23 protein-coding genes are annotated in these 24,804 nt (G+C 66.7%); 12 read left to right on the top strand and 11 right to left on the bottom strand.

The annotated features are described in order from the left end of the window. Positions 1-21: 21 nt before the first annotated feature. Both ccoS and AC1RVW_RS05230 read right to left on the bottom strand, forming a co-directional pair. Entirely contained in the window at positions 22-159 is a 138-nt protein-coding gene (ccoS, locus tag AC1RVW_RS05235; RefSeq protein ID WP_081267749.1) for a cbb3-type cytochrome oxidase assembly protein CcoS, read from the bottom strand. Next, the gene (locus tag AC1RVW_RS05230; protein ID WP_493198429.1) at positions 159-2,486 is read right to left on the bottom strand and encodes a heavy metal translocating P-type ATPase; all 2,328 of its coding nucleotides are present in this window, start codon (positions 2,484-2,486) and stop codon (positions 159-161) included. Before AC1RVW_RS05230 ends, ccoS begins: the two co-directional genes overlap by 1 nt. Before the next feature lie 104 nt (positions 2,487-2,590). Between AC1RVW_RS05230 and AC1RVW_RS05225 the strand changes: the two genes are divergently transcribed. From AC1RVW_RS05225 to AC1RVW_RS05215, 3 genes are all read left to right on the top strand, one after another. Beyond that, entirely contained in the window at positions 2,591-3,034 is a 444-nt protein-coding gene (locus AC1RVW_RS05225) for a universal stress protein (RefSeq protein ID WP_493198427.1), read from the top strand. 305 nt (positions 3,035-3,339) lie between these two features. Continuing rightward, positions 3,340-4,401, top strand: coding sequence for a ThuA domain-containing protein (locus AC1RVW_RS05220; protein WP_234383088.1), 1,062 nt, complete (start codon positions 3,340-3,342; stop codon positions 4,399-4,401). 30 nt (positions 4,402-4,431) lie between these two features. Next, a complete protein-coding gene (locus AC1RVW_RS05215) occupies positions 4,432-6,657 on the top strand; it encodes an outer membrane protein assembly factor BamB family protein (protein WP_493198425.1) in 2,226 nt (741 codons plus the stop codon). 74 nt (positions 6,658-6,731) lie between these two features. Here AC1RVW_RS05215 and AC1RVW_RS05210 read toward each other — a convergent pair whose 3' ends face one another. Genes AC1RVW_RS05210 through AC1RVW_RS05190 form a run of 5 tightly spaced genes read right to left on the bottom strand, consistent with a single transcriptional unit; the run spans position 6,732 to position 11,516 of the window. Further along, positions 6,732-8,159: an ELWxxDGT repeat protein gene (locus tag AC1RVW_RS05210; protein WP_493198423.1), complete on the bottom strand. Its 1,428-nt coding sequence runs from the start codon at positions 8,157-8,159 to the stop codon at positions 6,732-6,734. A gap of 1 nt (position 8,160) precedes the next feature. Next, positions 8,161-9,441 (bottom strand): TRAP transporter large permease, encoded by a 1,281-nt coding sequence (locus tag AC1RVW_RS05205; RefSeq protein ID WP_081267754.1) that lies wholly within the window; start codon positions 9,439-9,441, stop codon positions 8,161-8,163. After that, positions 9,438-10,001 carry a TRAP transporter small permease gene (locus AC1RVW_RS05200; RefSeq protein ID WP_081267755.1) on the bottom strand — a complete coding sequence of 188 codons (564 nt, stop codon included), beginning with the start codon at positions 9,999-10,001 and terminating at the stop codon, positions 9,438-9,440. Before AC1RVW_RS05200 ends, AC1RVW_RS05205 begins: the two co-directional genes overlap by 4 nt. A gap of 46 nt (positions 10,002-10,047) precedes the next feature. Beyond that, positions 10,048-10,494: a type II 3-dehydroquinate dehydratase gene (locus tag AC1RVW_RS05195; RefSeq protein WP_081267756.1), complete on the bottom strand. Its 447-nt coding sequence runs from the start codon at positions 10,492-10,494 to the stop codon at positions 10,048-10,050. A gap of 20 nt (positions 10,495-10,514) precedes the next feature. Continuing rightward, positions 10,515-11,516 carry a TRAP transporter substrate-binding protein gene (locus tag AC1RVW_RS05190; RefSeq protein ID WP_081267757.1) on the bottom strand — a complete coding sequence of 334 codons (1,002 nt, stop codon included), beginning with the start codon at positions 11,514-11,516 and terminating at the stop codon, positions 10,515-10,517. Between the two features lie 137 nt (positions 11,517-11,653). Between AC1RVW_RS05190 and AC1RVW_RS05185 the strand changes: the two genes are divergently transcribed. Both AC1RVW_RS05185 and AC1RVW_RS05180 read left to right on the top strand, forming a co-directional pair. Continuing rightward, a complete protein-coding gene (locus tag AC1RVW_RS05185; RefSeq protein ID WP_493198419.1) occupies positions 11,654-12,436 on the top strand; it encodes an IclR family transcriptional regulator in 783 nt (260 codons plus the stop codon). Between the two features lie 25 nt (positions 12,437-12,461). Then, positions 12,462-13,478: a TRAP transporter substrate-binding protein gene (locus AC1RVW_RS05180; RefSeq protein ID WP_493198417.1), complete on the top strand. Its 1,017-nt coding sequence runs from the start codon at positions 12,462-12,464 to the stop codon at positions 13,476-13,478. 62 nt (positions 13,479-13,540) lie between these two features. Here the strand turns inward: AC1RVW_RS05180 and AC1RVW_RS05175 are convergent, their stop codons facing one another. Next, a complete protein-coding gene (locus AC1RVW_RS05175; RefSeq protein ID WP_493198415.1) occupies positions 13,541-14,110 on the bottom strand; it encodes a TetR family transcriptional regulator in 570 nt (189 codons plus the stop codon). 77 nt (positions 14,111-14,187) lie between these two features. On the opposite strand from AC1RVW_RS05175, the gene AC1RVW_RS05170 reads away from it, so the two are divergent. The 7 genes from AC1RVW_RS05170 (at position 14,188) to AC1RVW_RS05140 (ending at position 20,843) form a co-directional block, all read left to right on the top strand. Then, complete coding sequence (locus AC1RVW_RS05170) at positions 14,188-15,081, top strand: SDR family oxidoreductase (protein WP_493198413.1); 894 nt, start codon at positions 14,188-14,190, stop codon at positions 15,079-15,081. A 240-nt stretch (positions 15,082-15,321) separates the two neighbouring features. Then, positions 15,322-16,167, top strand: a complete 846-nt coding sequence (locus AC1RVW_RS05165; RefSeq protein WP_493198411.1) for an STAS domain-containing protein — start codon at positions 15,322-15,324, stop codon at positions 16,165-16,167. Positions 16,168-16,179: 12 nt separating this feature from the next. Further along, on the top strand, positions 16,180-16,554 hold the full coding sequence (locus tag AC1RVW_RS05160) for an STAS domain-containing protein (protein WP_081267763.1): 375 nt from the start codon (positions 16,180-16,182) through the stop codon (positions 16,552-16,554). Further along, entirely contained in the window at positions 16,544-16,948 is a 405-nt protein-coding gene (locus AC1RVW_RS05155) for an anti-sigma regulatory factor (RefSeq protein WP_081267764.1), read from the top strand. The genes AC1RVW_RS05160 and AC1RVW_RS05155 overlap by 11 nt, the downstream gene beginning before the upstream one ends. A 29-nt stretch (positions 16,949-16,977) precedes the next feature. Then, positions 16,978-17,970 (top strand): ATP-binding protein, encoded by a 993-nt coding sequence (locus AC1RVW_RS05150; protein ID WP_493198406.1) that lies wholly within the window; start codon positions 16,978-16,980, stop codon positions 17,968-17,970. Positions 17,971-17,973: 3 nt separating this feature from the next. After that, the gene (locus AC1RVW_RS05145; RefSeq protein ID WP_493198404.1) at positions 17,974-18,852 is read left to right on the top strand and encodes a sensor histidine kinase; all 879 of its coding nucleotides are present in this window, start codon (positions 17,974-17,976) and stop codon (positions 18,850-18,852) included. 2 nt (positions 18,853-18,854) lie between these two features. Then, a complete protein-coding gene (locus AC1RVW_RS05140) occupies positions 18,855-20,843 on the top strand; it encodes a hybrid sensor histidine kinase/response regulator (RefSeq protein ID WP_493198401.1) in 1,989 nt (662 codons plus the stop codon). Positions 20,844-20,845: 2 nt separating this feature from the next. On the opposite strand, the gene AC1RVW_RS05135 is transcribed toward AC1RVW_RS05140, so the two are convergent. The 3 genes from AC1RVW_RS05135 to AC1RVW_RS05125 all read right to left on the bottom strand — a co-directional run bounded on the left by AC1RVW_RS05135 (position 20,846) and on the right by AC1RVW_RS05125 (position 24,649). Then, complete coding sequence (locus tag AC1RVW_RS05135; RefSeq protein WP_493198399.1) at positions 20,846-22,564, bottom strand: thiamine pyrophosphate-dependent enzyme; 1,719 nt, start codon at positions 22,562-22,564, stop codon at positions 20,846-20,848. 149 nt (positions 22,565-22,713) lie between these two features. After that, positions 22,714-24,216 carry a tripartite tricarboxylate transporter permease gene (locus tag AC1RVW_RS05130; RefSeq protein WP_081267769.1) on the bottom strand — a complete coding sequence of 501 codons (1,503 nt, stop codon included), beginning with the start codon at positions 24,214-24,216 and terminating at the stop codon, positions 22,714-22,716. A gap of 10 nt (positions 24,217-24,226) precedes the next feature. Beyond that, positions 24,227-24,649: a tripartite tricarboxylate transporter TctB family protein gene (locus AC1RVW_RS05125; protein WP_345891203.1), complete on the bottom strand. Its 423-nt coding sequence runs from the start codon at positions 24,647-24,649 to the stop codon at positions 24,227-24,229. Between the last annotated feature and the right edge of the window lie 155 nt (positions 24,650-24,804).

Below are 24,804 nucleotides of genomic sequence, written 5' to 3'. Positions count from 1 at the left end.
GCTCGCGAGCCTTGATGCAAATCAATCGTTGTGCAGGATGCGGTCGCCCTCGACCTCGATGTCCTCGAACTGCCCGCGTTCGATCGCCCACCAGAGCCCGCCGAGGATCGCGAGCACCAGCACCACGGACAGCGGGATGAGCAGGAAGAGGATGTCCATCAGCGCACCGCCGGGCTGGTGGCGGCGAGCCGCGCCGCGTTGAGGACCACCACGAGCGAGCTCGCGGCCATGCCGAGGCCGGCAAGCCACGCCGGCAGCCAGCCGGCGACGGCGAGCGGCACGCACAGCGCGTTGTAGCCCGCGGCCCACGCGAGGTTCTGGCGCACCACGCGCACGGTCCGGCGTGCCTGCGCGATCGCCTGCGGAATGGCGCACAGCCGGTCCCCCAGCACGACGAAGTCCGCGCGCGCCCGCGACAGCGGCACGGCGCGGCCGAAGGCGAAGGAGGCGTCCGCGCGTGCCAGCGAAGGGCCGTCGTTCAGCCCGTCGCCCACCATCGCGATTCGCCGGCCCTCGGCCTGCAGCCGCCACAGCACGTCGAGCTTGTCCTCCGGCGTGCAGTCGCCCTGTGCGAAGGCAATGCCGGCCTGCGCGCCCACGTCCTTCGCCGCGCTGTCGCGGTCGCCCGACAGCAGCCGCACCGTCACGCCCTGCGCACGCAGGGCCGCCACGGCCGCACCGGCATCCGCGCGCAGTTCCTCGGCCAGCACGAAGCTGGCGACCCATCCCTGTGCGTCGCGCAGATGGACCTGCGCCGATTCCACCTGCAGCGGTGGCACGCCGCAGAACGCGGCCGACCCGAGGCGCACGTGCCGCGGAGCGCCCGAGCGATCGCGCACGCGCTGCATCAGACCTTCGAGCCCGAGGCCGGCGGTCTCGCCGGCATGCGCCACGTTCCAGCCGGGCGGGGTGCGGAACTGCGCATGCCATGCCTTCACCAGTGCCTGCGCGACCGGATGCAGCGATTGCGCCGCGAGCGCGGCCGCCATCTCCAGCGCATCGCCGGGTCGCAGGCCCTGCCGGCAATAGATGCGCTCCAGGCGCGGCACGTCGCCGGTCAAGGTGCCGGTCTTGTCGAACACCACGGTGTCGACGGATGCCAGGGCCTCCAGCGCCTGCAGCTTGGACGTGAGCACCCCGCCGCGCGCCAGCGCGCCGGCGCTCGCGAGCATGGCGGCCGGCGCCGCCAGCGAAAGCGCGCACGGGCAAGTCACGATCAGCACCGCCACCGCCACCATCAACGCCCGGCCCGGGTCCACCCGCCACCAGAGCGCCGCGGCGCCCACCGCGCAGGCCAGCACCACGACGAGGAATGGCCGCGCCACCCGGTCCGCCAGCAGCGCCAGGCGCGGCTTGTTCAGCGCCGCGCTTTCCATCAGTCGCGCGATCTGGGCAAAGCGCGTGCCCTCGCCCACCGATTCGATGCGCACCTGGACCACCGCCGACAGGTTGTGGCTGCCGGCCAGTACCCGGTCGCCGCAAGGACGCGGCACTGGGCGTGATTCGCCGGTGAGCAGGGCCTCGTCCGCGCTGGTGTCGCCGTCGATCACCACGCCATCGGCCGGGAACACCTCGCCGGGGCGCACCCGGATCACGTCGCCGGCGGTGAGCCCGCGCGCGGCCACGCGGACCCAGCTGCCGTCGCGGGCCAATCGCTCCACGCTGTCGGGAAGCCGGTGCATCAGGGCCTCAAGCGATCCGGCGGTGCGCTCGCGCAGGCGCGCCTCCAGCCAGCGGCCGGTCAGAAGGAAGAAGACGAACATCGTCAGCGAGTCGAAATAGACCTCGTGGCCCAGCGGGCCGCCGCTGTCGAAGGTGGCGGCGCTGCTGACGGCGAAGGTCGTGAGCACACCGAAGGCCACGGGCAGGTCCATGCCGATGCGCCCCGCGCGCAGGTCGCGCCAGGCGCTGCGAAAGAATGGACCGCAGGAGAACAGCAAGACGGGCAGCGTGAGCACCCAGGAGGCCCAGCGCAGCAGCTGCGCCGCGTCGGCCGTCATGTCGCCGGGCCTGGCAATGTAGGCCGGGTAGGCGTACATCATGACCTGCATCATGCAGAAGCCCGAGACCAGCCAGCGCCAGAGCGCCATGCGCAGTTCACGCGCGCGCTGCCGGCTCGCCGGCTGGCTGTCGGCGGGAAGCAGCGGGTAGCCGGCCGCGGCCGCGGCCTCGAACCAGCGCGAGGGCCGCGTGGCCGCGGCAGACCACACCACGCGCGCGCGCCTGCTCGCGGCGTTGACCTGCGCGTCGATCACGCCCGGCACTTTACGCAGCGCATCTTCGACGGTGAAGGCGCAGGCGGCGCAGTGCATGCCCTCGACCGCCACCTGCGAGGCCCATCGGCCCGTGGCCGCATCCCCCTGCTCCAGCTGGCTGAAGGCCGGCCACTCCAGCGGGTCGTCGAGCAGCCGCCAGCTCTCGGCTGCGGCCGTTGCAGCGGGTGCGGAGGATGGATGCGGAGAGAACGAGGCGAGCGCGGCTTGCATCGCAGCGAGGCTAAGGCCGGACTCAGTTGTGCTTGTTGATCTGCATCAACGCGCGGGGCGCGGGCCTGCCTAAGCTCGCGCAACACCTTCCCCGGAGACCCCCCATGTTCAAACGCATCCTCGTTGCCACCGACGGCTCCACGCTCTCGAAGAAGGCCGTGACGAGCGCGATCGCACTCGCCGCCCGGAACGACGCCGACCTCGTGGCGCTCAACGTGATTCCGCGCTATCCCAGGAGCTACCTGGAGGGCGCCATGACTTTTTCGGCGGAAGACATCGGGCGCATCGAGAAACAGTGGGCCGAGAAGGCACAGGCAATGCTCGACACCGTGAGCGCGCGCGCCAAGGAAAGCGGCGTGCGGATCAAGACGGCGACGGCCAACTCCGACCTGGTGGCGGAATCGATCATCGCGGCGGCGAAGAAATACAAGAGCGACCTGATCGTGATGGCCTCGCACGGACGCAAGGGCATCAAGCGCCTGCTGCTGGGCAGCGAGACGCAGCACGTGCTGGCGCACTCGACGCTGCCCGTGCTGGTGGTTCGCTAGTGCGTTTCCGGAGATAGAGAGTCAGGGAGTCGCGCGTCCGCGCGATCTCCCGAACCTGCCTCCCCGCTCACCTGGCCGCGGGGATTGCGCGCGACCGTTCCGGCCGTCCGGCAGCCTAACCTTCCGACTCATCTGAAGCGGCGGTTTTCGCTCGTTTTCAAAATAGGAAGGGATTTCCATAATGGAAATTATTTCCACAAAATTCATATGATCGCCCCCGGCCGACTCCGTGACAGCGGAGCAGCCGGCCAGCACCAGCAGAGCGCTCGCACCTCTGCGCCATCGATCAGAACGAGGAGACTCCCTTGGAATTTGGCAAATCTTTGACTTTCAGGCTTGCATCGACCGCGGCCCTGGCACTGGCCGTGACCGCATGCGGAGGAGGAGACGGCGGTGGCGGCGGCATCCCCTTCACGGCCCTGCCCGCTTCGCCGGCCGCACCCAGCAGCCCGGCGGCGCCCGTCCAGGAGGCGCCGCCCGCGCCGGCGGACCCGGTCGCGGAGGCGCCCGACGACAGCTTCGACACCTACTACAACGTGTGCAGAGGCACGAACCCCAAGTGCTACAACGACTGGGGCGCCTTTGCCACCACGCCGGACCGGGTGCTCGTTTATTCGCGCACGGCGGGCCCGCGGCATGCAGTGCTGGGCACGCCGATGGCGGCCGGCCTGAACCCCGTGATGAACCCGGACAACGTGATGCAGGCGGGCCTGGTGCGCATGCTGTCGGCCGAGGGCATCACCGTCGACTGGACGGAAGACGTCGCGATCCTCAGCGGCCGCATCAACAACTACAAGGCGATCATCTTCGCGAGCTCGAACCGGGACACCTTGTGGAACGGCGCGGTCAGCACGAGCCAGGACGCAGCGCGCACCGCGCTGCGCAACTACATGCGCCGCGGAGGCGGCTTCGTCGGGCTGCACAACGCTTTCGGCGCGGAATACAACTGGCCCTATTACGAAGGCCTGCTCGGCAACGCGAACTTCTACAACCACGGTCCGAACCGCGGCGGCGATGTCGAAATCGTCTCGGACGACCCGTCGACGAAGGACGTGCCCAAGCGCTTCTCCTTCCAGGACGAGTGGTACAACCTGATGCCCTTCCCCACCAAGGTGAAGTTCCTGGCCAAGGTCGATACCTCGACCCTGAAACCGCTCACCTCGGCGCCGCACCCGGGCCACGCCGACTTCCATCCGGTCGCCTGGTGCCAGTACTACGACGGCGGCCGCGCATGGCTCACGACCCTCGGCCACAACGCCCACTCGTTCACCGCCGACCTGCAGGGCGTCGGTGCCATCGAGTTCCAGAAGCTCGTCGTCCAGGGCGTCAAGTCGGCCATGGGCCTCACGCCTTTCTGCACCGAGTAACGCCGGCAACCGTTCACGGGACAGACATCCATGAAGCAAAAATCATTGGTCACGTTGCTGATTTCCTGCGGCGTGCTCGCATCGCCATTGCTGATCACTGCCTGCGGCGGCTCGAGCGGCGACGGCGCACCCTTCCTGCCGACAGCGCCGGCTCCCGCGCCGCCACCGTCATCCAGCGCGCCGCCGCCGCCAGCGCCGCCCCCGGCGGCCGGCGCGCCCGCGGCCGACCTGTCGGACTGCTGCACCGCCGGCGACAAGGACTTTCCCAAGGTGGGAGGCAACCTCGGCAACCAGAACTACTCCAGCCTGCGCAAGATCGACAAGGCCGCGATCGGCCGATTGGGTGGCGCCTGGGTCAACCAGATCGAAGGCGGCATGACCACCGGCAACAACCAGAGCACGACGGTGGTGGTCGATGGCGTCATCTACATCGAGTCCGCCCTCGGCAACGTGATCGCGGTGGACGGCAAGACCGGTCTCACCAAATGGAAATGGACCACGCCCTACGGCGGCATCACCCGCCGCGGCGTGGCCGTCGCGAAGGACCTGGGCCTGGTGTTCACCGTGGCCACCGGCAACCGCCTGGTGGCCCTGCGCACCGACACGGGCGCCATCGCCTGGATCAAGCAGTATCCGAGCAGCACCACCGACCCCGACTATCAGGGCGCCCTGCAGAAGGTGGCTCTTGTCTATCACGACAAGCGCCTCTACCTGGGCACCAACGACGGCAATCGCGGTGCCGCCTTCTCCGCCGATGCACTGACCGGCAAGGTGCTGACGTCGTTCTGGGGCGTGCCGCGCGCCGGCGAGATCGGCTACGACACCTGGGGAGGTGCCGCCGACTCCGATCGCACGGGCGCGACACCCTGGATCCATCCAGCCGTGGACCCGGAGCTGGGCCTCGTCTACTGGACCTTCGGCAACGTGCGCGGCGGCTCGTCGCAGAACGGTTCCGCACGTCCCGGGCAGAACCTGTTCGCCAACTCGATCGTCGCCCTCGACCTCAAGACCGGCGAGTACAAGTGGCATTTCCAGTCCGTCCACCACGACATCTGGGACATGGACAACGTCATGTCGCCGGTGCTCGCGGACGTGAAGATCGACGGGCGTGATCGCAAGGTCGTGATCTACGGCAGCAAGACCGGCATGTACTACATCCTCGACCGAAAGGACGGCAGCGCGCCGCTGGGCATCGACGAAGTGCCGGTCAAGCAGGATGCCCGCCAGGCCAGCTGGCCCACGCAGCCCATGCCGCGCCAGGGCGCCTGGACCGAGACCTGCATCGTGGACCAGCCGCTGGGCACGGCGATTCCGGGCGACCCCAACCGCGCGGTGCCGAACTATGTGAAGGGTTGCCTGTACGACGCGCATTGGGACGTGCCCATCCTCTCCATTCCGGGGCACGGGGGCGGTGCCAACTGGAACCACCAGTCGTACAGCCAGCGCACCGGCCTGGTCTACACGGGCATGGGCTACGTGTCCGCCGCACACTCGCTGACCGAGGCGAGCAACGGCCTGCGCCCGCCGGGCACCTACATGACGGGCGCCGTGGTGGCCGTCGATCCGGGCACCAACCTCGTCAAGTGGAAGAAGCAGATGCCGTACTCCCTTGCGCACGGCAACGGCATCCTGACCACGGCGTCCAACCTCCTCTTCATCGGCCAGCCCGACGGCAACCTGCTGGCCATGGATGCCAACGACGGCAGCGAGTTGTGGCGCTTCCAGACCGGCGCCGCGATCAGCGCCAGCCCGATCACCTACGAGATCGACGGCGAGCAGTACGTCGCCGTGTTCTCTGGCGGTACGAGCATTCCGTATGGCGACTCGGCCCCTCGCGGCGACCGCCTGTGGGCGTTCAAGGTCGGTGGCACGGTGCAGCCGCCAGCAACGCCGATTCCGCCTGTCGTGCGTCGCCCGGTGTCGGGGTCGGCCGTGGAAGGCGCGGCGCTGCCCACACCCAACACGGTGTTCCTGGCACGTGTGCAGACCGCCGGGAATGCGCCAGGGGCTGCCGAGTCGACGGCGGTCAACGCCATGACCCCGACCTTCATGCGCGTGCCGGTGAACACCACCGTGACCTTCACCAACCCGGCCGACAACGCCAACACGCATTGCGCCACCCAGTTCTTCGAGGGTCGCTTCAACTTCAGGCTGGCGCCTGGACAGTCTGCGAACCACACGTTCGACGCGCCCGGCGAGTACTTCTACAACGACTGCCACAGTCCGCGCCCCACCGGCAAGATCGTCGTGTACTGAGCTGCGTCGTTCGCAGGCTCCATGCAAAAAAACACCGGCATTTGCCGGTGTTTTTTTGGAGCAGCGCAGTGCGATCAGCGCAACCGCTGCTCGAGCGGGTCTCCGACCAATGCGACCCGGCCATCGGGACGGCGGATCCACAGGCGCTCGTTGCCATGGCCGTCATCGGCCACGAAGAGCACCGCATCCGCGAGCGCGCGAAAGCCCAGCGGCATCGAATTGCGCGGACCCGCCGCGACATCGGCCACGGCGCGGGTCCCGGCCGACGAACCGTCGCTCGCCCAGGGCTCGACGCCGCGCGCGGCCCCGCCGTTCGCCGAGAACCACAGCCGCGAGCCGATGGCGGCGAAGCGTGCCGGAGAGCCGCTTTCGGCGCCCGGTGCGATGTCCTTGACGAGTGCGGTCCCCTTTGCCGTGCCGTCGCTGCGCCACAGTTCGGCACCGGACACGCCGTCCGTCGCGGCGAAATAGAGCCGTCCGCCCATCGTCGACAACGGGCTCGCAATGGCACCCTCGGCGCCCGGACGGATGTCCGCCACAAGCGTCGTGCCGGCCGTGGTGCCGTCGCTCCTCCACAGTTCGGTGCCATGGACGCCGTCGTTGGCGGCAAAGTACAGCATGCGATCGAGTGCGACCAGGTGCGCGGGGCGCGAGGACGCTTCGCCCGGGCGGATGTCCTTCACCATTCGCGTGCCCTGATCGGTGCCGTCGCTCTTCCACAGCTCGGCCCCGTGCACACCGTCGTTCGCGGTGAAGTAGATGCTGTCGCCCACGGCGGTCAGGCCTTGAATGTCCGCATCCTCGATGCCCGGGCGGATGTCCTTCACCAGGCGTGTGCTCTGCGGCGTTCCCTCGCTGACCCAGAGCTCATGGCCTTGCTCGCGCGTGGTCGCGGTGAAGAACAGGCGCTTGCCGGCCACCGTGAGCTGGCGTGCGACTGCCCGGGGGCCGGTGTTGATCGAGGACACGCGCGTGGTGGTTGTCGCGCTGCCCGACGTCTTCCACACCTGGAAGCCGGTGCTGCCGTCGTTGGCGACAAAGTACAGCGCGTCGCCAAACACCGTCAGCTCGCTGGGCATGGAGCCTTCCTCGCCTGGGCGCAGGTCGATCACCGGCGAAGTGCCTGCAGCCGTTCCATCGGTGCTCCAGAGTTCGAGGCCGCGCTCGCCGTCCGTGGCCGTGAAGTACACACGGCCACGGAACGGCGTCTGCCAGACGGGGAAAGATCCCCGGAAGCCGGGGCGGATGTCCTTGAGCATCTTCGTGCCCACGGCGCTGCCGTCCGTGATCCAGAGCTCCTGGCCCGAGCTCGCGTGGAAGGCGGAAAAAAGCATCCGCGCGCCCAGCGGCGTCAGTCCGGTGGGAGAGACGAAGGCCAGCCGCTGGCGCTGCTCGGGAAGAACTTCGCGCTCGGGATCCTGCGCGAACGCGGCCGATTGGGCGAGGAGCGCCAGCGCGGCGAACCACGCGGGGCGCGCGAAGCGCATCGCAGCCTTGGGCATCTCAGCCCCCGAACCACCGGGCCGGCACCGTCACCAGTTGCGGGAACAGCACCATGACGAACATGATGGCGAACTCGGCCGCCATGAACGGCAGCACGCCGCGGGTGACGTCGTCCATCTTCATCTTCCCGACACCTGCAACGACGTTCAGCACCACCCCCACGGGCGGGGTGATGAGCCCGATGGAGTTGTTGATGATGAACATCACGCCGAAGTAGACCGGATCGATGCCCGCGGCAATGACGACCGGCATCAGCACCGGTGTCAGGATCAGGATGGTGGGCGTCATGTCCATGGCCGTGCCCACGGCCATGACCAGCACCATGATCGTGATCATCAGGAGGATCTTGTTCCCCATGAAGGGCTGGAGCAGTCCCACCACCTTGGACGGCAGGTCCGCCACCGTGATCAGCCAGGCGCTGACCATGGCCGCGGCAATCAGGAACATGACCACGGCGCTCGTCTTCGCGGCGCTCACGAACACCTTGTAGAGCTCGCCGAAGCTCAGCTCGCGATAGATGAAGGTGGCGACGAAGAACGCGTAGACGGCCGCGACCACGGCAGCTTCCGTCGGCGTGAAGACACCCATGCGCAGGCCGACCAGGATGATGACGGGCAGCATCAATGCCCAGCCCGCGTCCCGCGCGGCCTTCATGACTTCGCGTGCCGGCTTGCGCGGCGGCGGCTGGATCTTCTCGTGCCGAACGAGCCACGCCCAGGTCACCCACAGTGCGCCGCCGATCAGCAAGCCCGGCACGATGGCGGCCAGGAACAGCTTGGAGATCGACACATTCGCTGCAACGCCGAAGATCACCAGGCCGATGCTGGGCGGAATCACGGGGCCGATGATCCCCGTGGCGGCGATGAGGCCGCCTGCCCGCGCCTTGTCATGGCCCGCCCTGACCATCATCGGCAGCAACAGTGCGGTCAGCGCGGCGGCGTCCGCGACGGCCGAACCCGAGAGCGCCGAGAGCAGGCAGCCGGCCATGATGGTCACGTAGCCCAGGCCTCCTCGCACATGCCCGACCAGTGCCAGCGCAAGGTCGACGATGCGCTTGGACAGGCCGCCGGCATTCATGATCTCGCCGGCAAGCATGAAGAACGGCACCGCCAGCAGCGGAAAACTGTCGGCACCGCCGATCACGTTCTGCGCGAGGATCTGCGCGTCGAACAGATCGAGGTGCCACATCAGCGCCACGCCGCATGCGAGCAGCGAGAACGCGATGGGAATGCCCATCGCCATGGCCAGCAGCAGGGAGCCCACGAAAACGAGTATGGTCATTTGCGCGCTCCTGGAGCCTCATCTTTCGATCCGAGGATCTGCTTGAGCTGGACGGCCTCCTCCGACTCCTGGATCATCACGAGCTCGTCATCGGCGATGCGCCCCGTGAGCAGCCGAAGCAGATCGAGCGCCAGGATGAACCCGGCCAACACCGAGAACACCACGCCGGAGGCATAGACGATGGCCATCGAAGCGCCGGTGACCGGTGCCGTGACGTCCCAGTTGATGCGCGCCTGCGCCACGCTGCCCTGGAACAGGAGCCAGACGATGTAGAGCATGACCACGTGGCCTACCGCCAGGCAGATCTTCTTGCCGAGGGGCGGCAGCTTCTGGACCACCATGTCCACGCCCAGGTGGCCGTGCTCCTTGAGCGCGACCACCGCGCCAAGGAAGGTCATCCAGATGAAGAGCCAGCGCGACACCTCTTCGGACATGGTGATGCCCGAATTGAAACCGTATCGCAGCACGACGTTGCCGAACACCAGCACCACCATGACCGCGAGCGCGGCGGCGATCAGTGCCTCGATGCCGGCACAGCACCGATCGATCCATTGATTCATCTTGTTTTCTCTCTCGCGGTCCGTCCTCGCCGGACGGCACGGTGTTTCAGGAGGCGGCCACCTGCTTTTGCATGTCGACCAGTGCGCGCAACGCCGCCAGGTAGGAATGCGGCCCCAGTCCCTGCACCGTGCCTTTCACCGCCGGCGAGATGATCGAGTGCGCACGCCAGGTCTCGCGTGCGGCGATGTTCGACATGTGCACCTCGATGGTCGGAAATGGCATGGCCTTGATCGCGTCATGCAGCGGCACGCCGTGCTGGGTCAGCCCTGCGGGGTTGACCAGCGCGCCTTGGGCATCGTCGATGTGGGCATGCAGGAAGTCGATGAGATCGCCTTCGTGGTTCGACTGGATCGTCTCCAGTGCCACGCCGAGTTCGCTTGCCAGCGCTTGCAGCTGGGCATTGATTTCCGCGAGCGTGGTCTTGCCGTAGATGTGCGGTTCGCGGCGCCCGAACAGGTTGAGGTTCGGGCCGTGGAGAACGAGGATTTTCATGAGGGAAGCCGAGCGGGCGGTCATTGTTTGCGGATGCGGGCGAGCTCGTCGTTGTAGAGCTTGACGATGGCGGGGTCGTACTGCGCCGCGAACTTGTCGATCGCCGGCTTGGCGATCTCGCGCATGCGCACTTGTTCTGCCGCGCTCACTTCGTTGAACTGCGCGCCCTTGGCTTGCAGGTCGCCGATCGCCTTCTGGGCAGCGGCACGGCTGACCTGGCGCTGATAGCCGCGCGCCTCGTTGGCGGCCTCATTCATCATCTTCTGCTCGGCGGCGCTCAGCGAGTCCCAGAACTTCTTGCTGACCAGCACGATGTTGGCCGCATACACGTGGTTCGTGGCGCTCACGAACTTCTGCACCTCGAAGAACTTGTTCGACAGGATCACCGAATACGGGTTCTCCTGGCCGTCGACCGCTTTCGACTCGAGCGCGCCATAGAGCTCGGCGAAGGGCATCGGCACCGGATTGGCCTTGAACGACTTGAACGTCTCCAGGAACACCGGGTTGGGAATGACCCGGATCTTCAGTCCCTCGAGATCCTCCGGCTTGGCGATGGGGCGCTTGCTGTTCGTCACGTTGCGAAAGCCCAGGTCCCAGTAGCCCAGCGCCACGAGGCCCTTCTCCGGCAGCTTGGCGATCAGTGCCTGTCCCAGCGGGCCGTCGAGCAACGCATCGGCCTGCGCGAAGTTGTTCACCGAGAACGGGAAGTCGACCAGGCCGAACTCCTTGACGATCCCCGCCAGCGAGGTGGTGGCCGGTGCCGACATCTGCTGCACGCCGCCCTGCAGGGCGGACTGCTGCTGCATCTCGTTGCCGAGCTGGGAGGCCGGGTACTCCTGCACCTTCATCTTGCCGCCGCTCTTGGCAGCGAGCAGTTCGGCGAAGCGCTTCACGCCGAAGCTCACCGGATGGTCCGCATTGTTGAGATGGCCGAAGCGGATCACCCGCTCCTGCTGGGCCCAGGTCGGGGCGACAAGGCCGATGCACAGGCCGGCGACGGCAAGCGTTCGAAGAAGTTTCACAGGTATCTCCAAAGGGGTGCAGAAAAGTCTGACTGGCCCGATTCTGAGTTTTTCGGAAAAACTTTCCATAATGGAAATCCCTTCCCGTGATCTGATAGAGTGACGATGTCGCAACGCCACGCAACCGGAGACACGAAATGAGCGAAATGCTGGGACGCAGCTTCAAGGTCTTGGAATACCTGGCGGAGCATCCGCACGGCGTTGCACTGTCCACCGTGGCCAGTCAACTGCAGATCCCGTTGAGCGCATCGCACCGATTGCTGACGGAACTGATTCGCTGCGGCTATGTGCGCCAGGACCTGGCCGACGGCCACTACGTGCTGACCATCAAGCTCGTCTCCGTCGGCTTGTCGTTCCTGAGCAATTCGGGCATCGTGGACGTGGCGCAGCCGCTGCTCGACCAGCTTGCCGCGACCTCCGGCGAACTGGTGCGCCTGGCGGTGGTCGACGGTGAAGACCTGACCTTCGTGGCCAAGGCGCAAGGGGCAACGCACGGACTTCGCTACGACCCGGACATGGGGCTGTCGGTCACCCTGTCGTGCAGCGCGGCCGGACATGCATGGCTGTCGACCATGAGCGAGGACGATGCGGTAGCGCTGGTGGCCAAGAAGGGCCTGGGCAAGCCCGAAGACTACGGCCCGAAGGCGCCCACCACGCTCAAGGCGGTGATGACCTACGTGAAGGCGGCCCGCCAGCGCGGCTTCAGCATGATCAACGAGGTCTTCGCACCGGGAATGACCGCCATGGCCGCGCCGGTCTTCGCTTCCGGCGGTTCGGTGATCGGTGTCATCACCATCGCGGGGCCCGCCGTCAGACTGACGCAGCAACGCATGGAGGCACTGGGGCCCGCGCTGCTCACCACGGTCGAGGAAGTGGCGCGTGCCAGCGGTGCTTCGGCGCTGTTCAAGAAAAGAGCATGAATGACACAACGAGGAGACAAACGCCATGAGGAAGAACTTGATTCACAGGCTGCTGGCAGCCGCTGTTGCCGCCACGGCCTTGGTTGCGGCATCGGGTGCGGCTGCGCAGGTCAAGGAGCGCACGCTGAAATTCGCGTTCCAGAACCAGGCGGGTCATCCGCAGGCGCTGGGCGCGCAGAAATTCGCTGACCTCGTGGCCGCCAAGTCCGGCGGCAAGATCGCGGTGAAGCTGTTTGCCGGCGGCGTGCTGGGCGGTGACCTGCAAACCGTGTCGGCCCTGCAGGGCGGAACCATCGAGCTCACGGTGCTGAACGCGGGCATCCTCTCGGCGCAAGTGAAGGAATTCGCGGCTTACGACTTGCCGTTCCTCTTCAACAGCGCCAAGGAGGCCGATGCGGTCACCGATGGCCCCTTCGGCCAGAAGCTCATGGCCAAGCTGGAAGACAAGGGCCTGCACGGCCTGGGCTACTGGGACCTGGGTTTTCGCAATCTCACCAACAGCAAGCGGCCGGTCACGAAGGCGGACGACATTGCGGGGCTGAAGATCCGCGTGATCCAGTCGCCGATCTACATCGACCTGTTCACTGCACTGGGCGCAAACGCCACGCCGCTGCCGTTTCCCGAGCTCTACCCTGCGCTCGACCAGAAGGCCGTCGACGGGCAGGAGAACCCGAACACGACCATCCTGTCGTCAAAGTTTTCCGAGGTGCAGAAGTACATCACCCAGACCCGGCACATCTACAACCCGCAGGCGCTGCTGATCAGCAGGAAGACCTGGGACGGCATGAGCGCGGACGAGAAAAAGATCATTGAGCAGGCGTCGGCCGAAGCCACGCTGTTCCAGCGTGCAGCCTCTCGCGGCGCCGCCGATGGCGCACTCGACGCCCTGAAGAAGGCTGGCATGGTCGTTTCCGAGATTCCGCCGCAAGAAACCGCGAAGCTGCGTGCCAAGGTCCAGCCGGTGATCGACAAATATTCAGCGTCCGTGGGCGAAGCCACCGTCGGGGAGTTGATGGCTGAAGTCGAGAAGGCGCGGAAATAGCGCGAGCTTCAGCTCTCGCCAACGCAGCTTCGCACGCAGCAAGGCCCTCCACGGCCTGGCCCCTACTGGGCCGTCGAAAGCGCCTTCAGCCGCGTCAGCAAGGCGCCGACGATGTCGCCCCAGGGCCGACGCTCGGCCGGTGCGACCCACAGCCCGAATGCGACGCGGAAGACCGCGATGCCCGACTCCGCCAGCAGGCTCGCGTCGGGCTCGGCGAATCCCCTGGCGCGCAAAGCCTCGGCCAGCGCCGCGGACAGCCTTGCGAGCTTGATCAGCTCCCGCTCGCGCAGTTCGCCGTTGGCTGCGATCACCGCAGCGCGCAAGCGGGCGAAGCCGCGGCGGTCCTCGTCGAAGAAATCGGCAGGCGCCTGCAGCGCGAAGGCAATGGCATCCATGGCTGTTGCATCCGCCGGAGCGCTGTGCAGCGCGGCCACCATCGATTCCTGCAAGACCTCCGATCCGCTGAACAGCACCTCGCGCTTGTCGGCGAAATAGCGAAAAAAAGTTCTTGAAGTCAGGCCCGCGCGCTCGGCGATGGCGGCGACGGTGGTCTGCTCATAGCCGATCTCCGCGAACAACTCCATGGCCGCCATGCGCAGGCGCCCTTCCCCATCCGGCTCCCAGCGACCCATCGCTTCCTCACGGTGTTGACACAGAGTGACATCATAGGCCTACAATGATGTCACTCAATGACATCAAAGGAGCGCGCATGCGAATTCTCGTCACCGGAGCCTCGGGCTGGATCGGATCGGCCAGCGTCGTCGAGCTGATCTCCGCAGGACACCAGGTGCTCGGCCTCGCCCGCAACGAAGAGGCTGCGTCCAAGATCCGAAAGCTCGGCGCTGAAGCGGTGAAGGGCTCGCTCGACGATGTGGCCAGCCTGCGCGCCGCCGCCGAACGCGCCGAGGGCGTGGTGCATCTCGGATACAACCACGACTTCTCGCAGATGGCCGATGCGGCGCGCACCGACCGTGCGGCCATCGACGCCTTCGCCGATGTCCTCCACGGCACCGGCGGCCCGCTGCTGATTGCGTCGGGCACCCTCGGCCTCGCGCCCGGACGAGTCGGCACCGAGAGCGACATGCCGAATCCGGCGGTGCACCCGCGCGTGGCCAACGCGGCATACACGCTCGGCCTGGCCGGACGCGGCATTCGCTCGCTCGTGGTGCGATTTGCCCCGACAGTGCACGGCGCCGGAGGCGACCACGGCTTCGTCGCCACGCTCGCGAAGATCGCCCGCGCGAAAGGCGTGTCGGCCTACCTCGGCGAGGGCCGCAACCGCTGGTCCGCCGTCAACCGGCTGGACGCAGCCAGGCTCGTGCGGCTCGCGGTAGACAAGGCGCCGCCCGCGACCGTGCTGCATGCGGTGGCCGAGGAAGCCATCGCCACGCGCGACATTGCCGAGGCCCTCGGCCGATCGATGCAGGTGCCGGTGGAGTCGGTTCCGGTCGATCGCGCGGCTGCGCACTTCGAGTGGATCGGCCTGTTCTTCGGCGCCGACGCGCCTGCATCCAACGCCAGGACGCGCGAGCTCCTGGACTGGGAGCCGAGCCACGCGACGCTGCTGGAAGACATCGCCGCCGGGCACTACCCCGGTCGCTGAAGCGGCCGCCGAGCCGTGGCGCCGTTTTTCGACTTCTTCCTCGCTAGCACGCCCGTAAGAATCAGCCTACGTCAAAAGACGCAATCTGGCGCTTCTTGCAACGCGTTTCCGACGCTTCGCCAAAGGTAGGATCGTCCATAGTGAAACTTCACGCCAGCAGCTCGACTGCATGGCGCATGCGTTCGGGCAGGGGCGCTGCCGTTTCACCGGACGACTCCAAAAACATCCGATGAGGAACTCATGAGAGAAGAATTCGAAGCGCTGCTCGCCACCGTGCGGGAAGAAGAAAAAGACGTCGTCGATGCCTGGCTGACCGAGGCAAGGCTGACGGACACCGGCGCGAGGCGCGCAGCCGAGACCGAGGCCCGCGACATCCTGAGCCAGCTGCGCCAGGCGCTGGAAAACGGCGGCGACCCCTCCCGTCTGGACGGCGCCGCATGGGCGCCGTTGCGCGAGGTGCTGGGCGACCTGTCGAAAACCCGCGCGGCCAAAGGCCAGTCGGCGGCGGACACCAGCATGTTCCTGCTGGCTCTCAAGAAGCCCCTCTTCTCTTCGTTGCAGCGCCGCCTTGGCGCCAACCCCGAAGCCATGGCGGCGTCGCTCTGGTCGCTCTCGACGACCGTCGACAAGCTCGCGCAACACACGGTGGGCATCTACCAGCAGGCGCGGGAAGAAATCATCCGCCGCCAGCAGGAAGAGCTGCTCGAGCTGTCCACACCCGTGGTCAAACTGTGGGACGGCGTGCTCGCCGTGCCGATGATCGGCGTGCTCGACAGCAGTCGCACGCAGATGGTGATGGAAGCCCTGTTGCAGAAGATCGTGGAAACCGGCTCCGAGCTGGCCATCATCGACATCACCGGGGTGCCCACGGTCGACACCCTGGTGGCACAGCACCTGCTCAAGACGGTCACGGCCATTCGCCTGATGGGCGCCGACTGCATCATCAGCGGCATCCGTCCGCAGATCGCGCAGACCATCGTACACCTGGGCATCGACCTGCAGGGGGTGCGCACCAAGGCCACGCTCGCCGATGCGCTCGCGCTCGCGCTTCAGCAGACAGGCTGGCGCGTCTCGCGCGACAAGTGAGCGGCAGGCTTCATGGACCGCATCCCAATTCTTCGCATGGGTGACACGCTGCTGGTCACCATCCAGGTCGACATGCAGGACCAGACAGCGCTGACGCTGCAGGACGATCTGTCCAACCAGATCGCCAAGACCGGCGCATCGGGCGTCATGATCGACATCTCCGCGCTCGAGATCGTCGACTCCTTCGTCGGCCGCATGCTCACCAGCATCTCCGGCATCGCCCGCATCCTCTCGGCCACGACCGTCGTCGTCGGCATGCAGCCGGCGGTGGCGATCACGCTGGTCGAGCTCGGGCTGTCGCTCGACGGTGTGCGGACCGCGCTCAATGTCGAGCGCGGCATGGAGCTCCTGCGGCGTTCCCGTCAGGAGAACGCCTTTGGCCACTGAACAATCCGGCACGTTGCCATTGCTCAGCGAGCAGAACATCGTCGCGAGCCGGCAGTTGGTGCGCACGCTCTGCCAGGAGCTGAAGCTGTCCCTGGTCGACCAGACCAAGATGATCACCGCGGCCAGCGAGCTTTCGCGCAACACGCTCATCCACGGCGGCGGTGGCCGGATGCGATGGGAATTCGTGGAGCGCAACGGTCGCCGAGGCCTGATGCTGCACTTCGAGGACGAGGGTCCGGGCATCGCGGATCTCGCGCTCGCCCTGACCGACGGCTGGACCAGCGGCAGCGGCATGGGCCTGGGCCTGCCCGGGAGCAAGCGGCTCGTGAACGAGTTCGACATCGCATCGGCGTCGGGTCAGGGCACCCGTGTGAGCATCACCAAGTGGAAATAGTCACCGGCTGGACCCACAAGGCCTTCCCCATGAGCGACGCCAGTTGCGTCGGCGAGGCCCGGCGCCACGCCGCGCAGGCGGTCGCGAACATGGGATGGAGCGAGGTCGATGCAGGTCGACTGGCACTGGTGGTGACGGAGTTGGGCACCAACCTGCATCGGCATGCGAGGAACGGTCGGCTGTTGATCGCGGCGCACCGGGAGACGGGTGAAGCCGGCGAAGTCGAGATCATCTCGATCGATGACGGACCCGGCATCGCGGACCTTTCCCTTGCGATGCAGGATGGCCACTCCTCGGGCAGCACGCCGGGTACCGGGCTGGGCGCGGTGCGCCGCCTGGCCAGCGAATTCGACATCCACTCCAGCATGCCGGACGGCACGGTGAGCGTGGCGCGCGTGCGTCCGGCCGCGTCTTCCGCCGAGGGGACATGGCATGTTGCCGCCAGGCAGATCGGCGCCATCTGCCTGCCCGCGCCGCACGAAGCCGTCTGCGGCGACGGCTGGGCGGCCGCGATCCATGGCGAGCGGACCACCGTACTGCTGGCCGACGGGCTGGGGCACGGCCCGGAAGCGGCCAAGGCCTCGCAGGCCGCCACGGCCGCCTTTGCCTCTTGCTGCGAAGGAGATCTGCGCGAGACCGTGCAGAAGGTGCACCGCGAACTTCAGACCACCCGGGGCGCCGCGATCTGCGCCCTGCGCATCGACACGGCCGACGCCACCGTCACCTACACCGGCGCCGGCAATATCGTGGGCCGGGTACTGTCGGGTGTGTTCGACAAGTCGCTCGTCACCCAGCATGGCACCGCGGGCATGCAGATCCGCAAGCCGGAGACCGCCTCGCTGGCGCTGCCCGCGCACGCGCTGGTGATCCTGCACAGCGACGGCATCGAGACGCGCTGGAACGTCGATCGCATCCGGCCGCTGCTGCAAAAGGACCCGGCGCTGGTGGCCGCGGTTCTTTTGCGCGACCATACACGTCACCGCGACGACGCCACCGTCGTGGTGATCCGTCAAAAGGAATAACCGATGAACAGCACCGGCCTGGCCGACTGCGACGACTCGCAAGCAGCGCTGGCAGCCAGCCGACGCGAAGTCGATGAACTGCGCGCGGAACTCGAGGAAACCAACCGCGGCGTGGTGGCGCTGTATGCAGAGCTCGATGCGCAGGCCGAGCAACTCAAGAAGGCCACCGAGCTCAAGAGCCGATTCCTGGCCTACATGAGCCATGAGTTCCGCACCCCGATCAGTGCGATCCGCAGCATCGCTCGCCTGCTCAGCGACCGCCTGGACGGACCGCTGACGCCGGAGCAGGAAAAGCAGGTCGGCTTCATCGACGGCACCGCGACGGAACTGGCCGAGATGGTCGACGACCTGCTGGATTTGGCCAAGATCGAGGCGGGCCGCGTCGACATTTCGCCGGCCTGGTTCGAGATGGTCGACCTGTTCTCCGCGCTGCGCGGCATGTTTCGCCCGGTGCTGCACAACCCCGCCACCGCCCTGATCTTCGAGGAGCCTGAGGGCTTGCCCAAGCTCTACACGGACGACCGCAAGCTGTCGCAGATCCTGCGCAACTTCATCTCGAACGCGCTCAAGTTCACGCCGCAGGGCGAGGTTCGGGTGAACGTCATGCGCGTGGGCGAGGATGCCCTGAAGTTCTCGGTCTCCGACACCGGCATCGGCATTGCGCCTGAACACCACGCCGCGGTGTTCGACGACTTCTCGCAGGTCGATTCCCCCGTGCAGAAGCGCCTGCGCGGCACCGGACTGGGCCTGTCCCTCAGCCGGCAGCTCGCGGTGCTGCTCGGGGGACATGTCGAGGTGGCGAGCGAGTTGGGCAAGGGCTCGGTGTTTTCGGTGACGGTCCCTGTGCAGTGGCCCCGCCAGGCATCCGCGCCACAGGAATAGGCATGCCGAGCGGACCCCTGATCAACACCACGATCGACCGGTCGCGCCATACGGTGCTGGTGGTCGACGACAATCCCACGACGCGCTACGCGACCGCGCGCACGATCCGCGCGGCGGGTTTCCAGACCCGTGAAGCAGGCACTGGCGGCGAGGCGCTGGAACTCGCATCCCGGCAGATTGCGGCCGTGGTGCTCGATGTGCATCTCCCGGATTTCAGCGGCTTCGAGGTATGCCGCGAGCTGCGGGTGCAACCATCGACCGCCACCCTGCCCGTGGTGCACCTGTCGGCCACCTTCGTGCGCAACGAGGACAAGGTGGCAGGCCTCAACGCCGGCGCCGACGCCTATCTGGTGCACCCGGTCGAGCCACCGGTGCTCATCGCCACGCTGCAGGCCCTCATCCGTGCCCGCATGGCAGAGGAGAAGCAGCGCAACAGCGAGGCGCGCTTCCGTGCGATCCATGACCATGCACCTACCGGCATCGCACTGATCGATGCCGAGGGGCGCTTTGCCGACGTGAATCCGGCGCTGGTCGCCATGCTCGGACAGCCGCGCGACGTCCTGGTCGGCCAGCCGGTCAGCGCCTTTGCACCCGGCGAGTGGACCGCATTCGTGAACGCCCACACGCAGGGGGCGCAGCTTCCCTCGGCGCCATGGAAAGGCGAATTCCCGCTGTTGCGGCTCGACGGCTCCTGGATACGGCTCGAATGGACCATGTCCGGCCACATCGAGCCCGGCCTGCGCGTGGGCATCGCGCTCGATGTATCGGAGCGCTTCGAGCTGGAGGCGCGCCGCCGCGAAGTGCTGGAGCGCGAGCAGGCGGCGCGCGTTGCCGCCGAGCGGCTGAGCCGGACCAAGGACGACTTCGTGGCGGTGCTCTCGCACGAATTGCGCAACCCGCTCAACGCGATCAGCGGGTGGGTGCATGTGCTCAAGGTCGGCGGGCGAACCCCCGAGCAGATGGAAAAAGGGCTTGCCGCCATCGATCGCAGCGTCAAGGCGCAGACACGGCTCATCGCCGACATCCTGGACGTCTCACGCATCAGTTCCGGAAAACTGCGGCTTCACCGCGAGTGGGCGGAGCCACGCGCCCTGGTGAGCGCGGCGATCGAGGCGCTTGCCGCCCCGGTGGCGGCCAAGCGGCTGGACATCGTGTTCGACCGGCAGGAGGCCGATGCGCCCGCCTGGCTCGACGCCACGCGGTTCCAGCAGATCGTCTGGAACCTGCTTTCGAATGCCATCAAGTTCTCCGGCGAGGGCGGGCGCATCCTGATCGAGCTGCAACGGCAGGGCCACATGTTGCATCTGTCGGTGCGGGACTTCGGCCGCGGCATCCGCGCGGACTTCCTGGAGCACCTGTTCGACCGCTTTTCCCAGAGCGACTCCCCCGACAACCGATTTCATGGCGGGCTCGGGCTGGGGCTGTCCATCGTGAAGAACCTCGCCGAGCTGCATGGCGGCGGCGTGTCAGCCCACAGCGAGGGAGAAGGCCACGGCGCAACGCTGCGCGTGACGCTCGGCGTCGTTCCTTCGGACGAAGCGTCGATCCTGCTTCTGGACACGCCGGATTCGCAGGCGGGCAGGCCGGCCCCTGCCATGAGCGGCGCGCTTCATGGCCTCGATGTGCTGGTGGTCGAGGACAACGCGGATGCGAGCGAGATCATCACGGTGGTGCTGGCCGACGCCGGCGCCAGTGTCCGGCTGGGCGTCGATGTCGAAAGCGCGCTGCAGCTGTTCGACCAGAAATGGCCGGATGTGCTGATCAGCGACATCGGCCTGCCGGGCCGCGACGGCTACGACCTGATCCGCGAAGTGCGCGAGCGCGAGCGCCTGCTCGGCAAGCCCAGGCTGTTCTCGGTCGCCCACACGGCTTTCACCCGTCCGCAAGACCTGGCGAAGACCACGGAGACAGGCTTCGATGCACACCTCGGGAAGCCGTTGCAGCCGCATGCGCTGGTCGCGCTGGTGGCCAGCCGCACCACGGCGGGCTGACGCTACTGCGTGAAATTGTCTTTGAGCAGATCGATGACGTCTGACGAGCGTCCGCTCAGGACGGCCTTGGCCGAATACAGCATGGTGCCTGCGACCTGGGCGAATTCCACCTTCGGCGGCATCACCAGTTCGGTCCGGTTGACGCTCACGTCCAGCAAAGCGGGGCCGGGATGCGCGAGGAACGCGCGCACCGCATCGGGCAGATCCTCCGCGCGCTCGACCTTCTGCCCGTAGAAGCCGATCACCTCTGCCAGCCGGGCGAAGTCGGGGTTGAGCAGGTCGGTGTAGTTGTCGAGCAGGCCTTCGACTTTCTGCTCCAGCTCGACGAAGTTGAGGCTCGCGTTGTTGTAGACCACCACCTTGATCGGCAGCTTCTCCTGCACGGCGGTCATCAGATCGCCGAGCAGCATCGCGATGCCGCCGTCGCCCGAAAGTGAAATGACCTGGCGCCCGGGATAGGCCTTCTGCGCGCCAAGAGCCTGAGGCATGGCATTGGCCATGGTGCCGTGCAGCAGGCTCACCAGGGTGCGCCGGCGTCCGTTCATCGTCAGGTGGCGCAGCGACCACACCATCGGGCTGCCGCCGTCCGCCGTGAAGATCGCATCGTCGGCGGCCATCTCGTCGATGACGCGCGTCAGGTGCTGCGGATGAATCAGGCCTTCCTTGCCCGGACGCTCGTCGCGGCGCAGCGTTTGCACCGCCTCTTTCCTGTGGCGCAGGCAATCATCGAGAAAGCTTCGGTCGCTGCGCTCCTCCAGCAGCGGAATGAGCGCCTCGATGGTGGCGGCCACGTCGCCGACCAGCCCCAGCGCCACGGGATGGCGCCGCCCGAGGTGGCTGCCGTCGATATCGATCTGCGCGATGGTGGCCTTGGCCGGGTAGAACTGGCTCCACGCGAAGTCGGCGCCGAGCAGCAGCAAGGTGTCGCACTCCTGCAAGGCGCGGTAGCCCGACTCGACACCGAAGATGCCGGTCATGCCCATGTTGAAGGGGTTGTCGTACTCCACGAAATCCTTGGCGCGGGAGGTGTGCGCGATCGGTGCCTTCAGGCATTGCCCCAGTGCGAGCAGCATCTCGTGCGCGCCTTCGCAGCCGTGGCCGGCGTAGATCGCGATCTTGCGTCCCTTGCCGAGCAGCGCGGCCAGCTGCGACAGTTCCGCATCGTTCGGCCGCAGCACCGGCCTGGCGCGATGCACCGCGTACGTCAGGCCTTCCTTCACCTCGGTCTGCGCGATGTCGCTCGGCAGGATGATCACCGCCACGCCCTTGCGCGAGAGGGCCGCCTGTGCCGCGAGCGCAGTGAGCCGCTGCGCCTGTTCGGCCGAGTACACCTGTTCGCAGAACACGGTACAGCTCGCGTAGAGCGACTTGAAGTCGACCTCCTGGGGGAATTCCATGCCCAGCTCGGTCGTGACGACCTGGCTGGCGATCAACACCACAGGCGCGCGATTGCGGTTTGCCTCGAACACGCCGTTGATGAAATGCAGGCCGCCCGGGCCGCAGGAGCCGGCACAGGCCGTGAGTTCGCCTGTCAGATAGGACTCGGCGCCGGCGGCGAATGCGGCCGCCTCTTCATGCCGCACGTGGACCCATTCGATGTCACTGCGGTGGATGGCATCGGTGACATGGTTCAGCGTGTCGCCGACGATGCCGTAGCAGCGCTTGACGCCCGCATGCTGAAGGGTTTCGACGACGAGTTCGGCGACTTTGCGTTGAGCCATGGAGAGGGTCCTGGGGGGCGTTGTCTCAGGCATATGCCTGATCCCAGGAGGCTATGGCCACGGCGCGAAGACATCGTCGGCAGGCGTCTGCAGCGCCGGTAGGATGGCGCCGCACCGGCCTGCTAAGGCCGATGCTGCGCCACATCGGTTCACTTCGCCTCGATGGCGACTCCTCTCTTGCGCGCCTGGAAGACGAAAGAGACAACCTGCCAGGCCACGAAGACCGCGATCAGGCTCAGCAGCGTGCCGCTGATGGGGCGGGTCACGAAGGCGCCGAAGCTGCCGCGGCTCAGCAGCATCGCGCGGCGGAAGTTTTCCTCCAGCATCGGGCCGAGGATGAAGCCGAGCATCAGCGGCGCCGCATCGAGCTCCAGGCGCATGAACATGTAGCCCATGAAGCCGAAGGCGGCCGTGATGAAGACGTCTTCCAGGTTGTTGTTCACGCTGTAGGTGCCGATGCAGCAGAAGAACAGGATCGACGGAAACAGCACGGCGTACGGGATCTTGAACACCGACAGCCAGTACCGCACCAGCGGCACGTTCAGCACGAGCAGGAAGACATTGCCGATCCACATGCTGGCGACCAGGCCCCAGAACAGGTCGGGATGGCTGCCGATCATGTTCGGCCCCGGCTGGATGCCCTTGATGATGAAGGCGGCCAGCATCAGCGCCATCACGGCGTTCTCCGGAATGCCGATGCTCATCAGCGGAATGAAGCTCGTGCGTGCGGCGGCTTCGTCGGCAGCGGCCTGTCCGGCCACGCCTTCGATGCAGCCGGAGCCGATCTCGTGCTTGTACTTGCTGACCTTCTTGTCGATCGCGTAGGCCGCGAACTGCGCGATGGTGGGGCCGCCGCCGGGCAGGATGCCCAGGAAGGAGCCGATCACGCTGCCGCGCAGCGCGCTGGGGATGATCCGCATGAACTCGGCCCGGGTCGGGATGAGATTGATCTTGCCGTTGAAAGGCGAGCGCTCTTCACGCGAATCGAGATTCTTCGTGATCTCGGCGATGCCGAAACAGCCCAGCGCAATGCTCACGATGCCGACGCCGTCCACCAGGAAAGGCAGGTCCATGGTGAAGCGCTGTGCGCCGCTGTTGACGTCGGTGCCGATCGTTCCCAGCAGCACGCCGATCATGCACATGGCCAGGCCGTTGAGCAGGCTGCCCGTGGTGACGAAGCTCACGCACACGAAACCCACCAGCATCATCGCGACGTAGTCGGCGGGGCCGAACAGGAAGGCGACCTCGCCGAGCACCGGAGCCAGGAAGGTCAGCACCAGGATGGCGACCGTGCCGCCGATGAAACTGGAGAAGCCCGCGGTGAATAGCGCCAGCCCCGTCTGCCCCTTGAGCGTCATCGCGTAGCCGTCGATACAGGCCACGATGCTGCTGGCATGCGGGATCTTCATCGTGATGGCACTCACGCTGTCGCCGTACTGCGCGCCGTAGTAGATGCCCGCGAGCATGATGAGCGCGCCGGTCGTGGGAATGGAGTACGTCAGCGGCAGCAGCAGGCTGATGGTCGCCAGCGGCCCGAGGCCGGGCAGCAGGCCCACCAGCGTACCCACGGTGCAGCCGATGGCGCAGAACATCAGGTTCTGCCACGTCAGGGCATGCGAAAAGCCGAATGCGAGATTGTTCAGGACTTCCATGATCGTCGCCTCAGAAGAGTGGCAGGTTCAGGCCGAGGAGCTTCTGCAGCGCCAGCGCCATCACGATCAGGCCGGCCGAGACCTTGACGTTGCGCACCCACGAGTACGAGCTGCCGGCAAACGCCGAGCAGAACACCATGAAGACGATGCCCGCGATCATGTTCAGGAAGGTGGAGATCAGCGCGAACCCGCAGAGGCTTCCGAGGATGAGCGAGATGTTCTTGAAGTTGAAGTCGAGCTTCACCGGCGCGACGAAGAACGACCGGATCACGGTCGACACGCCGATCACCAGCAGCATCGCGCTGACCATGGCCGGGAACAATCCCGGTCCTGCGCGACTCAAGTCTCCAATGGGGTAGCGAAGCGCCGTGAGGCCGAAGGCCAGCGCAATTGCCATGAGGAAGAGTCCTCTGACAAGGTTCCTGTTTTTCATAGTTCCCGATTTACTGGGTTGTCCAAAGTCACCGGCGCGGACAACTCCGCCCCGGCCCCGTCTCCATCCGGGTGGAACCCGGACGAACGGATGCTCTCGGGCGTACCTGAGCGTTGTCTGACGCCGCCGTAAGGGGAACTACGTATCTCTCGGTG

This window comes from Variovorax sp. MPBD4-3, from assembly GCF_058809745.1.
This window is presented reverse-complemented; position numbering and strand designations above follow the sequence as displayed.